This is a genomic window from Nocardioides sp. J54, from assembly GCF_000519005.1.
Classification (GTDB): Bacteria; Actinomycetota; Actinomycetes; order Propionibacteriales; family Nocardioidaceae; genus Nocardioides.
This window is the reverse complement of sequence record NZ_JAER01000067.1, coordinates 1-10,528: the sequence shown is the minus strand read 5'-3', so window position 1 is coordinate 10,528 and position 10,528 is coordinate 1. Positions and strand designations below refer to the sequence as shown.

The following is a 10,528-nucleotide window of genomic DNA, read 5'->3' as shown; positions in this document are numbered from 1 at the left end:
TTTCGGCGTTCTCGGGGGGCATGTCTAGACATCACAGGTTGGTGCTTCTCATCGCGGGCAGCGGGGCGTACTGTCAACGGCCTCGGGAGGGACCCTCCGCCGGCGCCGCGGAGACGTGGCTGTCGCACTGTGGGACTGGCGACAGACACCCGATCGGGCGATGTGGGGTGGCCCGACTCAGGCGACGCCGACGGAGGGAGCTCGCACGGGAGACTAGCGCCGCGCCGTGCAGGCCGGGGTGTCAACAGCACGATTCCGCGCATTCCAGGCGCCCAGCCCGGGTGGCAGGATGAACAGTCGGCGGCTTGGGAGGAGGGCCCCTCCGCCACACGGACGGACCGATGTGGGACGCGGTCCGAACGCGAATCCCCGGGAGCGTGGGGCTCCCCCGGGACCGACGAAGGGGCCCACACTCAGTCTAGGGCCGTCGCAGGTACGGGTCAGCCGAGGCGGCGGAACCGACAGTCTGGCCCCCTCGACGTGGTGCCGAAGCGCCGTACCGACATCGGTGGCGCCGACTAGCCTCCGTTTGCCGTGCCGGCATCACGTGCTCGGCGCGACGCGCAGCTGGGCGCTGCTGCCAGTCATGGCGGGGGCTCGGCCCTGGCGCTGGAAGCAGCAAGCCCCCGCGGACTGTGTCCACGGGGGCTTCTGTAAAAGACCAGGTCAGATGCCAGCGAGGTACTTAGACCGCGCCTTGGCAGCCGAGCCGTCGAAGTAGTTGGCGTGCGTGACCATCACAGTCTCGAGTGAATCGGATCCGATGAGGACGATGTCCATCATCTTGTTGTCCCTGTGTCGCTCCTCGCACTTCATGTACTCCACGAGAGCAGCGGTGCTGTCCTCCCCGAAGTTGTGCTTTCCGACCAACATGCCCTTCTCGTGGTCGAAGACAAGAAGGAAGTGCTGGATCTGTGACACCATCACGCAGTTCCTTTCAAATACGGGTCGGCCACTAGCCTACGCCGCTGGATCTCAGACTGTAAGTCCTCGGGGACAATCTTGCCCTGCTCTTCCAAGGCCATCGCCTCGGAGATGGCAGCCATGAGCAGTTGAATCGCGTGAGTTCCATCACTTTTCAGGTGAGTGCCAACCCGAGACGCGAGCCGCTCAACGGTGATCGCCCACTCATGCATCACCCACGTCCGCAACTGAATCTCGATCTGCCTGTCGTCGTAGAGCACTACGACATGCACCCCGCGGTACCCCGATGCTCGAGGCTCAGCGATGTAGTCCGAGTAGCCGGTAACCGGCCGGTTCTTCTTGATCCTCGACTCCACGCGCCGAATCTCGTCGACCGAGTTCAGGATCGCGCGGCAACCCCCGATGTCCTGCATCTTATGGAGCGGCAACTGCGGTTCCCGCATGAGCTTGTCGAGGATCGTCGCCCACCGCTTCATGCGCTGCGAGACCTCGACCTGACACCCAGACGTCTGGACCATCGACCGGAGCCCCATGTTCGCTTTGGCAAGAGGCTTCTGATGCAGCGCACGGAAGGTCTGCGCGATGTCCTTGGCCTCTTCGACACGGGGATCCGTGATTGGGATCTCGCCTCGGATCGTCCTACGGAGGGTCCTGCCAGCCTTCTTGACCTTGGAATCGGTTAACTCGGACGGCAGGACCATGGAAGCAGGATCTCAGATCGCGAGCGGCCGCGCAGTCAACTATTGGCCCCCGTCGCCCGGACCCGTCGCCGCGCGTCCCGGATCCGCCGCAGCCGCTTCACCTCGACCGGGTACGCCCGCCCAGCGTCAGGAGTCTCCCTCCTCCTGCTGGCACTCGAGGCAGATGCTCTCGCGGACCTCGGCGAAGGTCGGCGTCGGCACGACTTGCTGGCACTTCTTGCAACGCATCGCTGACATGCGAACCACGATGCCACGTACCCCCGACGCAAGGCGCCAGACGCAGGAAGGGGCGGGGTACTCAGGACGTGAGTACCCCGCCCCACGCGTCCGGATCTGGACAATCTCAAGATCTTGGGGCTCAGACGTCCTCGGCCACCTGGGCCAGTTCCAGCAACTGGATCGCCAGTCGACGAGCAGCGGCCGGCGTCAACTTCACGCCGTTGATCGACACGTACCCCGGCCCGTCGCCGTTGTCGCTGCTGTGCTCGGCGAGCACGTAGACGATCTCTCCACCGCCGGGCTGCCCCTCGAAGATGAACTCCGCCGTGGTGTGGACGAAGTCGCCGGCCGCCGCGGCGGTCTCGTGCGAGCGGTCGCACCACGACGGGCACGGCGTGACGGGGACGCGGGTCCGGGCGCTCACTGGTGCGCCTCGATCGCCACCGACAGGGCCTCCAGCAGCTCGCGGGCCTGCTCGACGGTCATGCCGTCCATCGCCCGCGGGTGCACGACCTGGATCAGCGGGCCCTCGGTCGAGTCCGGCGTGCCGTCGGGGTAGGTGACCAGCGAGTGCCACACCGACTCGTTGGCGTGGTGGTGGATGACCAGGCCCTCCCACTCGCCGAGCTCGGCCACGTGCTCCTCGTAGGTGTCGGTGCACCACGAGGGGCAAACGATCTCCGGCTGCGCGCCGGGCGGGACCGCGAGCACGGCGGGACGGGGCGCCGCGGTCACTGGTGGGCCTCGATCCACTCGACGGCTCGCAGCGACGCCTGCGCCAGCTCGCGCAGCCGGTCGATGGTCAGGTCGACGTTGTCGCCGACGGACTCGTCGAGCGTCGCCGTGATGGGGCCGCCGTCGAGCTGCCAGAAGGTGAAGAAGCCGTTCGACTCGCTGCCGTGCAGCCAGGGCTCGCCCTTGTCGTACTCCTCGTGCTGGGCCTCGGAGAACTTGCACCAGGCCGGGCACGGGGTCGAGCGGTTTGCGCCCACGCGGCGGGCGTCGGTGGTCGGCGTGCTCATCGGTGCGCCTTGATCCACTCGGCCGCCTGCACCATGTCGGCGGCGACCTTCTCGAGCTCCTCGGGGTCGCGGACGTACAACGCCTCGTTGGCGAGCGTGACGATCGCCTCGGGGACGTCGCCCTCGGCCTGCAAGAGCAGCACGTCGGAGAGTTCGGGGCCGTAGTGGATCGGCGGGTGATCGGCGTCGACTACGTCGGCGTGGTGGTCGGTACGGGTGCACCAGACCGGGCAGCGAGGAGTGGTCTTCTCGACCTCGGCCTGGGTCGGCAGCTCGTACAGGCGGGCCTGGTCGTCGGCCGCCTCGCGGATCGCGTCGCCGTACCCGCGGGCGTCGAGGGTGGAGATGATGCTGTTCAGGTGGGTGAGGTCCCACGGGATCGAGTCCTGGCCGGGCTGCCTGGTCGCGGCGGTCAGCCGGTCAACGGTCCGGCGGACGTAGGTGGCGGCGACGATGTCGCCGGTGATGGATGATGTGGTCACGGTGCTGGTCCTCCTGCGGGACTGGTTCCGAGGCCCTCGGCCGGTGTTGCTGCACCACCGGGGGCCGCTTTATAGATTGTCAAGCAGAGGTAACTCTGGTCGACTACTTGATAGATTGTCAAGTAGGGTTCGGCGCATGCCAGAACACTTGATGGGGATCGCCGAGATCGCGGAACTCCTCGGAGTAACCCGCGCCCGCGTCCACCAGCTGCGACAGCAAGGCGCATTGCCTGCGCCCTACGACTCCCTGGCCATGGGGCCGGTCTGGCTGCGCGCCGACATCGAGACCTGGGCGCGCGAGACCGGACGGATCTCCTGAGCGCCCGCCCAGTCCGCAAGTAGTCCGCAAGAGAACTGCTCGGGACCGTCACCCGCCAACGGCCCCGACGACGTTTGCGCAGGTCAGGCCGCATATCCGTCTCGATCCGTTCACACCCGTTACGCGGGCCGCGCTTCACCAACTACCGCTGACGCTGGCCGCGCCGCCTCACCAGGCGGCGCGGAGCAGCTCCAGCACGGCGGGCGCCCCGGTCGGCCCGGGGTTCGGGTAGGGCGCGGAGGCGACCCGCTCCGCGACCGCGGCGAGGCCGTCCTCCGGCACGCCGAGGTCGCGCAGCCGCCGCGGCCCGGGGTACGACGCCGCGAGGCCCGCGATCGCGTCCGCAGGGTCGCCCGCCACCAGCTCGGCGAGGCGCTGCGCGGCCGCCGGGGCGTGCGGCAGGTTGTGCCGGACCACGTGCGCCAGCAGCATCGTGTGCAGCTCGGCGTGCGGGAGGTCGAAGGCGCCGCCCAGCGCGTGCGCGAGCTGGTGGTGCAGGCCCATCTGGGCGGTCGCCAGGCAGCTGCCGGCCAGCCAGGCACCCTGCTGCAGTGCCGACCGGGCCGCGACGTCGCCCGGCTCGTCGAGGACCGTGGGGAGCGCGGCCAGCAGCAGCCGGCACGCCTCGGTCGCCAGCGCGTCGGTGACCGGTGTCGGGTTGGGCGCCCACAGGGCCTCCACCGCGTGCGCGAGCGCGTTGACGGCACTGGTGAGCGTGAGGCCGGCGGGCAGTCCGAGGGTCAGCTCGACGTCGTACACGACGGTGGTGGGGAGCAGCACCGGGTCGCGCCGCGTCTGCTTCACCCCGTCGCGGATCTCCCCGAGCACCGGGGTCACCTCCGAGCCGGCGTACGTCGTCGGGACCGCCACGTGCGCGACGCCCGCGCGGGCGACGACCGCCTTGCCGAGCCCGACCGCGGAGCCGCCGCCAATGGTCACGACCGCGTCGACGTCGTGCGCCTGGACGAGCGCCATCGCCTCCTCGGTCACCGCCACCGGCGTGTGCACCACGGGGCGGTCGAACCGGGCCACCGCCCGCTCCCTCAGCCCGGCGACCACCTCGTCGCCGGCAGCCGCTGCGGACGAGGTGGCCACCACCAGCACCCGCGACGCCCCGACCCGCTCGACCTCGGACGGCACGCGCAGCCGCGCCCCCGCCCCCAGCAGCACCCGCGACGCCCGGGTCTCGTGGACGACCACCATGCGCCCGAACCTACCCGCACGTCGAGGCGTCACCTGTGGCATGTCGAGACGTCAGTTCCGGCATGGCGAGTGGTCACCTGTGGCTGGTTGAGTTGTCACGTGTGGCGGGTCGAGTGGTCACGTGTGGCGGGTCGAGTGGTCACGTGTGGCGGGTCGAGTGGTCACGCGCCAGATGTGACCACTCGATCGGCGCTATCTGACGCCTCGACCCTCCACAAGTGACGTCTCGACCGGCCACAAGCGACGTCTCGACATGCCAGAAGTGACCATTCGACGGTTTCGGGTCGGGGATGATCGGCGCATGGAGGACCCGTCGGCGAGGATCGAGATCGAGGCGCCGCTGGAGCAGGTGTGGGCGATCATGCTCGACACGGAGCGGTACGGCGAGTGGAACCCGTTCGTGGAGCGGGCCGAGACGGCGCAGCCGCCGGCGGTCGGCAACCCGATCGTGCTGCACGTGGTGTGGGCGAACGGGCGGCGCACCCGCTCGCCGGAGCGGATCACGGCGCTGCAGGGGCCCACCACCTCCGCCGACGGTACGACGACCGCGCGGATGTCCTACGCCTACGAGGGCTGGCCGTCCCGGCTGGGGCTGGTGCGCGGCGTGCGCCACCAGGTGCTGACGCAGCGACCCGGCGGGCCCACGTCGTACGAGACGGTGGAGGAGTTCCGCGGTCCGCTGGTGCGGCTGGCCGGGCCCGCGCGGGTCGCCGACGGCTTCCGCCGCCACGCGGAGGGGCTCAAGCGCCGGGCTGAGGCGCCTGCTGGGCGGACCTCGCCGCCGGAGGGATGAGCGCGCTGGAGTGCCGCGCTGCCCAGAGCGCGAAGCCGAGGACCGCAGCGCCGAGCACGATGTCGACGACCACGTGGGCCTGGCGCCACCACACCATGTCGGTGGCGCCGGGGACGGTGTAGTGCCCGATGCCGACCAGGCCCGAGAGGGAGTAGCCGGTCAGCAGGACCGCCGCGGTGGTGATGTGGCGGCGGAACCACATCAGCAGCCCGAGGCCACCGAGGGCGGTGAAGACGAACCAGGCGCTACCGATGACGCCGGCCGAGGGGGCCGGGACGGTGGCGTCGTCGGCGGGCTGCGGGTACTCGTCGTAGCTGACGTAGTTGTCGAGGTAGTGCACGACCGACACCACGAACGCGACGCCGAGCAGCCAGCACAGCAGCCGGGTCGCGCGGAGGTAGCTCACGGGCCCAGCCTAGGAGAACCGCGCGGCCGGGCCGCGGACCTCGCCGTCGACCGTGACCCGCTGCCGCCGCCCGCCGCCGCGGCGCGACGCCCGGGGGCGCCGGCCGCGGCAGCCGGGAGGGGTCGGTTCAGGCGGTGGCGACGTCGAGCACCGGCACCGCCGTGGCGCCGGTGGTCGGGCGCAGCCACACCCGGCTGCCCGCGTCGACGTCGAGCGCCCGGGCGTGGGTGCGCGACAGCACCACCAGGGTCGGCTCGGCGTGGCCCTCGACCTCGACGGTGAGCCGCACCTCGAAGCCGACCCGCAGGGAGCGGACGACGACCCCCGCGTGCGACTCGGGCGCCCCGGGCGTGGTCGACAGGTCGATGTCGTGCGGCCGCAGGCGCACGCCGCCGAGGCGCGTGACCTCGCCCAGGAAGCTCATGACGAAGTCGTTCGCCGGCTCGTCGTAGAGCTGGTCCGGGGTGCCGATCTGCTCGATCCGGCCCTCGTTGATGACGACGATCTCGTCGGCGACCTCGAGCGCCTCCTCCTGGTCGTGGGTGACGAACACCGTCGTCACGTGGACCTCGTCGTGCAGCCGGCGCAGCCAGTCGCGCAGCTCCTTGCGGACCTTCGCGTCGAGCGCTCCGAAGGGCTCGTCGAGCAGCAGGACGGACGGCTCGACGGCGAGGGCCCGGGCCAGCGCGAGGCGCTGGCGCTGGCCGCCCGAGAGCTGCGAGGGCAGCCGGTGGGCGAACTGCGAGAGGTGCACGAGCTCGAGCAGCTCGGCGACCTTCGCCTTGACCTCGGCCTTGGGCCGCTTGCGGATCTCCAGGCCGAAGGCGACGTTCTTCGCCACCGTCATGTGCTTGAAGACGGCGTAGTGCTGGAACACGAAGCCCACGTTGCGCTTCTGCGGCGGCAGCTTCGTGGCGTCGGTGCCCTCGATCTCGACCGAGCCGCCGTCGGTGGACTCGAGCCCGGCGATGATGCGCAGCAGCGTGGACTTCCCACCGCCGCTGGGCCCGAGCAGGGCGGTCAGCTGCCCGGTGGGCAGGGACACGTTGATGTCGTCGAGTGCCACGAAGTCGCCGTAGCGCTTGCCGACACCCCTCACTTCGATGCTCATGCGTGATCCTCCTTGCGGATCAGGGAAACCACCACGAGCGCCAGCACGGAGGCGAGGACGAGCACGAAGGCGGCCGCGTAGGCCGTGGGCTCCTCGTAGTTGGTGTAACGGTTCTGGATCAGGATGGTGGCGGTCTCGCCGCGGAACTCGGCGCCGGGGCTGACGATCTTCACGGCACCGAACTCGCCGAGCGAGCGGGCCATGCTCAGCACGACGCCGTAGACCACCGCCCACTTGATGCTCGGCAGGGTGATCCGGCGGAAGGTCTGCCAGCCGTTGGCGCCGAGGCTGCTCGCCGCCATCTCGGCGTCGGTGCCGATCTCCTCGAGGACCGGGACGATCTCGCGGATCACCAGCGGCAGGCTGACGAAGGCGGTCGCCATGATCAGGCCCGGCGTCGTACCGATGATGAAGATGCCGACCTCCTCGAGCGCCTCGCCGAACCAGCCCTGGCCGGTGCTGTAGGCGAGCACCAGCGCGAGGCCGACGACCACCGGCGACACCGACATCGGGAGGTCGATGAGCACCGAGAGGATGCGCCGGCCGGGGAACCGGTAGCGGGTGATCAGCAGCGAGATGCCCACGCCGAAGGCGGTGTTGATGAGCACCGCCCAGAAGGCGACGGTGGCGGTCAGCCCAAAGGCGTACGACACCGACGGCTCCTGGAGCCGCTCGAGGAAGGCGGCGACGCCCGCCTCGGCACCACGCTCGGTGGGGGCGAAGGTCCGCGAGGTCACCTCCCACAGCGGCCAGATGACCAGCACCGCGAGGTAGGCGATCACGAAGAACCGCAGGAAGTAGGTCACCGGGCCCTTGCGGGCCCTGATCTGTCGGGTGTCAGCCACGGCGCGCCACCCTTCGCGAGATGAGGTCGAGGACCACGATCGTGACCACCGCGACGAGCAGGAGGAGCACGGCGACCGCCGCTGCCCCCGCCTGGTTGTCGCCCTCGATGAACTTGAGGATCTTCAGCGACGCGACCTCGGTCTGGTACGGCGTGTTGCCCGAGATCAGCACCAGCGAGCCGAACTCGCTGATCGCGCGCGCGAAGCCGAGGGACGAGCCCGCGGCGATCGCCGGGACCAGGCTCGGCAGGATGATGCGTCGGAAGGTGGTCAGCCGCGAGGCGCCGAGCGACGCCGCCGCCTCCTCGACGTCCGCGTCCAGCTCGAGCAGCACCGGCTGCACGGTCCGTACGACGAACGGCAGGGTCACGAACAGCAGGGCCAGGAAGATGCCCTGGCGCGTGTTGACGATGTTGATGCCCACGGGGCTCTCCGGGCCGTAGAGGCTCAGCAGGACCAGGCCGGCCACGATCGTCGGCAGCGCGAACGGGATGTCGATGACGACGTCCAGGACGCGCTTGCCGAAGAAGTGGTCGCGCACGAGGACCCAGGCCACCACGGTGCCGATCACCGCGTTGACCACGGTCACGCCGGCCGCCTCGAGGACGGTCAGGCGCAGCGCGGCGAAGGTCTGTGCGTCGGTCAGGGTGTTCCAGAAGGAACCCCAGCCGCCGGCGGCTGCTGCACCGACCACCGCCGCGAGCGGGATCAGGACCAGGACGCTGAACCACACCAGCGCCAGGCCCAGACCGATGCCCGAGGTCGGGGTCAGTCCGAACAGCCCGCTGGGCCGGCTCGTCGTCCGAGCCGGCCCAGGGGTTGCTGCAAGCGTTTCGGTCACTTCTTGGTGGCCTCGGCGTACAGGTTGTCGAAGCGCAGCTTGACGCCGTCCTTGCCGAACCACTCCTCGACGATGGCCGGCCAGCCACCGAGGTCCGCGACGCTGTAGAGCTTCTTCGACGGCGTCGGGAAGGGGTTCGCCGGGTCGTTGGCGCCCTCGACCTCGATGCCGGAGATGTCCAGGTCGCCGACCGGGCGGAAGCCCTTCTTGACGAACTCGGCCTGGCCCTTGTCGCTGAGGACGAACTCCAGCCAGTCGGTGGCCACGTCGTCGGCGTCCTTGAGCACGGCGCCCGGGTTCTCGATCAGGAAGGAGGTCTCGGGGACGATGTAGTCGAGCTCCTCGCCCTTCTGCTTGGCGAGGATGGCCTCGTTCTCGTAGGTGATGAGCACGTTGCCGACGCCCTTCTTGAAGGCCTCGGTCGCCTCGCGGCCGCTCGCGGCCCAGCTGGTGACGTTGTTGAAGACCTTCTTGAGGTACTCGTCGGCCTGCTTCTCGTCAGCGCCGGTCGAGAGCGCGTGCGTGTAGAGCGCCATGATGTTCCAGCGCGCGGCGCCGGAGCTGGCCGGGTCGGCGGTGATGACCTTGACGTCCTTGCGGGTCAGGTCGTCCCAGCCCTTGATGCCGAGGGGGTTGCCCTTCTCGACGGCGATGACGGCGATGGAGGAGGAGACGATGCCCTTGTTCGGGCCGGCGTTCCAGTCCTCGGCGACCAGGCCGGCGTCGACGAGGCGGGTCACGTCGCCCTCGAGGGAGAAGTGGACGTAGTCGACGTCCTTGCCCTTGGTGTCGGCGACCTTGCGGCTCTGCTCGCCCGAGGCGCCGTAGGAACCGGAGAACTTGACGTCCTTGCCCTCGTCGGTCTTGTTGAACTCCGCCGCGATGGCGTCGTTGGCCGCCTCCGGGACGGCGAAGCCGTAGATCCCGATGGTCGTGCCCGAGTCGTCACTGCCGCCGGCGCTCGAGCAGGCGGTCAGCGCCAGTGCACCGGTCACCGCTACGGCCGCAGCCTTCATCAGTCGCTTCATTGCACCCATTCCTTCGTGTCATCACCGGGCCGACCCCACGCCGATCCGGTAAACTCGATTGGAATAATACACATTGGCGAGTTAGTCGATCTACTTTGAGACGATCGCCCGCGTTTCGAGACGCAGGTCACACCGCGCTCCGCCCCTGGCCGTTCACCCACCGGCGCCAGATGGGGCGCGCACGCGCGGCCGTCTATCGTGGGGAAGTCGCGGGTCCGAGCGACCCGCCGCGGCCTCGCTGGACAGGTGTCCACCGGAAAGTGGAACCTGTTCTAGAAATGGCCGTAGAATCTGCAGTGCCCGCGCCCGACCACGACCGGGGCGGGTGCCGCAACCGTCGTTGAGAGAGTTGGACGAACGTGAGCCAGACCAAGCAGGTCAAGCAGCTGGACCGGGTGATCATCCGGTTCGCGGGTGACTCCGGTGACGGCATGCAGCTGACGGGTGACCGGTTCACCCAGGAGTCGGCGGTGTTCGGCAACGACCTGGTCACGCTGCCGAACTTCCCCGCAGAGATCCGNGCCCCCCAGGGCACGATCCCGGGCGTCTCCTCGTTCCAGGTCCACTTCGCCGACCACGACATCCTCACCGCCGGCGACCGTCCCGACGTGCTGGTCGCGATGAACCCCGCCGC

14 protein-coding genes and 1 pseudogene are annotated in these 10,528 nt (G+C 69.5%); 3 read left to right on the top strand and 12 right to left on the bottom strand.

Annotation, left to right across the window (positions count from 1 at the left end; all coding sequences use genetic code 11):
• Window positions 1-666: 666 nt before the first annotated feature.
• The 6 genes from NOCJ54_RS0122390 to NOCJ54_RS0122360 form a co-directional block, all read right to left on the bottom strand.
• On the bottom strand, window positions 667-924 hold the full coding sequence (locus NOCJ54_RS0122390) for a hypothetical protein (RefSeq protein ID WP_036519404.1): 258 nt from the start codon (window positions 922-924) through the stop codon (window positions 667-669).
• Entirely contained in the window at window positions 924-1,625 is a 702-nt protein-coding gene (locus tag NOCJ54_RS28760) for a RelA/SpoT domain-containing protein (protein WP_028657260.1), read from the bottom strand. The genes NOCJ54_RS0122390 and NOCJ54_RS28760 overlap by 1 nt, the downstream gene beginning before the upstream one ends.
• A 358-nt stretch (window positions 1,626-1,983) precedes the next feature.
• Window positions 1,984-2,268: a DUF6907 domain-containing protein gene (locus NOCJ54_RS0122375; RefSeq protein ID WP_028657259.1), complete on the bottom strand. Its 285-nt coding sequence runs from the start codon at window positions 2,266-2,268 to the stop codon at window positions 1,984-1,986.
• Window positions 2,265-2,579: a hypothetical protein gene (locus NOCJ54_RS0122370; protein ID WP_028657258.1), complete on the bottom strand. Its 315-nt coding sequence runs from the start codon at window positions 2,577-2,579 to the stop codon at window positions 2,265-2,267. The genes NOCJ54_RS0122375 and NOCJ54_RS0122370 overlap by 4 nt, the downstream gene beginning before the upstream one ends.
• Window positions 2,576-2,866, bottom strand: a complete 291-nt coding sequence (locus NOCJ54_RS0122365; protein ID WP_028657257.1) for a hypothetical protein — start codon at window positions 2,864-2,866, stop codon at window positions 2,576-2,578. Before NOCJ54_RS0122365 ends, NOCJ54_RS0122370 begins: the two co-directional genes overlap by 4 nt.
• Complete coding sequence (locus NOCJ54_RS0122360) at window positions 2,863-3,348, bottom strand: hypothetical protein (protein WP_028657256.1); 486 nt, start codon at window positions 3,346-3,348, stop codon at window positions 2,863-2,865. Before NOCJ54_RS0122360 ends, NOCJ54_RS0122365 begins: the two co-directional genes overlap by 4 nt.
• 136 nt (window positions 3,349-3,484) lie before the next feature.
• Here NOCJ54_RS0122360 and NOCJ54_RS0122355 point away from each other — a divergent pair, with 136 nt between their 5' ends.
• Window positions 3,485-3,667 (top strand): helix-turn-helix transcriptional regulator, encoded by a 183-nt coding sequence (locus NOCJ54_RS0122355; RefSeq protein WP_028657255.1) that lies wholly within the window; start codon window positions 3,485-3,487, stop codon window positions 3,665-3,667.
• Window positions 3,668-3,835: 168 nt separating this feature from the next.
• On the opposite strand, the gene NOCJ54_RS0122350 is transcribed toward NOCJ54_RS0122355, so the two are convergent.
• Window positions 3,836-4,870, bottom strand: coding sequence for a maleylacetate reductase (locus NOCJ54_RS0122350; protein ID WP_028657254.1), 1,035 nt, complete (start codon window positions 4,868-4,870; stop codon window positions 3,836-3,838).
• A 301-nt stretch (window positions 4,871-5,171) separates the two neighbouring features.
• Here NOCJ54_RS0122350 and NOCJ54_RS28755 point away from each other — a divergent pair, with 301 nt between their 5' ends.
• Window positions 5,172-5,663: an SRPBCC domain-containing protein gene (locus NOCJ54_RS28755; protein ID WP_051486289.1), complete on the top strand. Its 492-nt coding sequence runs from the start codon at window positions 5,172-5,174 to the stop codon at window positions 5,661-5,663.
• Here NOCJ54_RS28755 and NOCJ54_RS0122340 read toward each other — a convergent pair.
• The 5 genes from NOCJ54_RS0122340 to NOCJ54_RS0122320 form a co-directional block, all read right to left on the bottom strand.
• Window positions 5,611-6,069 (bottom strand): hypothetical protein, encoded by a 459-nt coding sequence (locus NOCJ54_RS0122340; RefSeq protein WP_028657253.1) that lies wholly within the window; start codon window positions 6,067-6,069, stop codon window positions 5,611-5,613. The genes NOCJ54_RS28755 and NOCJ54_RS0122340 overlap by 53 nt on opposite strands.
• A 127-nt stretch (window positions 6,070-6,196) precedes the next feature.
• Window positions 6,197-7,180, bottom strand: a complete 984-nt coding sequence (locus tag NOCJ54_RS0122335; RefSeq protein WP_028657252.1) for a sulfate/molybdate ABC transporter ATP-binding protein — start codon at window positions 7,178-7,180, stop codon at window positions 6,197-6,199.
• Complete coding sequence (locus NOCJ54_RS0122330; RefSeq protein ID WP_232221863.1) at window positions 7,177-8,025, bottom strand: sulfate ABC transporter permease; 849 nt, start codon at window positions 8,023-8,025, stop codon at window positions 7,177-7,179. The genes NOCJ54_RS0122335 and NOCJ54_RS0122330 overlap by 4 nt, the downstream gene beginning before the upstream one ends.
• Window positions 8,018-8,866: a sulfate ABC transporter permease subunit CysT gene (cysT, locus tag NOCJ54_RS0122325; RefSeq protein WP_051486288.1), complete on the bottom strand. Its 849-nt coding sequence runs from the start codon at window positions 8,864-8,866 to the stop codon at window positions 8,018-8,020. The genes NOCJ54_RS0122330 and cysT overlap by 8 nt, the downstream gene beginning before the upstream one ends.
• Window positions 8,863-9,894 carry an extracellular solute-binding protein gene (locus NOCJ54_RS0122320; RefSeq protein WP_051486287.1) on the bottom strand — a complete coding sequence of 344 codons (1,032 nt, stop codon included), beginning with the start codon at window positions 9,892-9,894 and terminating at the stop codon, window positions 8,863-8,865. The genes cysT and NOCJ54_RS0122320 overlap by 4 nt, the downstream gene beginning before the upstream one ends.
• Before the next feature lie 359 nt (window positions 9,895-10,253).
• Here NOCJ54_RS0122320 and NOCJ54_RS27700 point away from each other — a divergent pair.
• A pseudogene (locus NOCJ54_RS27700) lies at window positions 10,254-10,528 on the top strand (2-oxoacid:acceptor oxidoreductase family protein); the annotation flags it as partial.

Coding starts and splice junctions, on each gene's coding strand:
- NOCJ54_RS0122350 (WP_028657254.1), bottom strand. CDS start 4,870: ATGGTGGTCGTCCACGAGACCCGGGCGTCGCGGGTGCTGCTGGGGGCG.
- NOCJ54_RS0122365 (WP_028657257.1), bottom strand. CDS start 2,866: ATGAGCACGCCGACCACCGACGCCCGCCGCGTGGGCGCAAACCGCTCG.
- NOCJ54_RS0122390 (WP_036519404.1), bottom strand. CDS start 924: ATGGTGTCACAGATCCAGCACTTCCTTCTTGTCTTCGACCACGAGAAG.
- NOCJ54_RS0122335 (WP_028657252.1), bottom strand. CDS start 7,180: ATGAGCATCGAAGTGAGGGGTGTCGGCAAGCGCTACGGCGACTTCGTG.
- NOCJ54_RS28760 (WP_028657260.1), bottom strand. CDS start 1,625: ATGGTCCTGCCGTCCGAGTTAACCGATTCCAAGGTCAAGAAGGCTGGC.
- NOCJ54_RS0122355 (WP_028657255.1), top strand. CDS start 3,485: ATGCCAGAACACTTGATGGGGATCGCCGAGATCGCGGAACTCCTCGGA.
- NOCJ54_RS28755 (WP_051486289.1), top strand. CDS start 5,172: ATGGAGGACCCGTCGGCGAGGATCGAGATCGAGGCGCCGCTGGAGCAG.
- NOCJ54_RS0122320 (WP_051486287.1), bottom strand. CDS start 9,894: ATGAAGCGACTGATGAAGGCTGCGGCCGTAGCGGTGACCGGTGCACTG.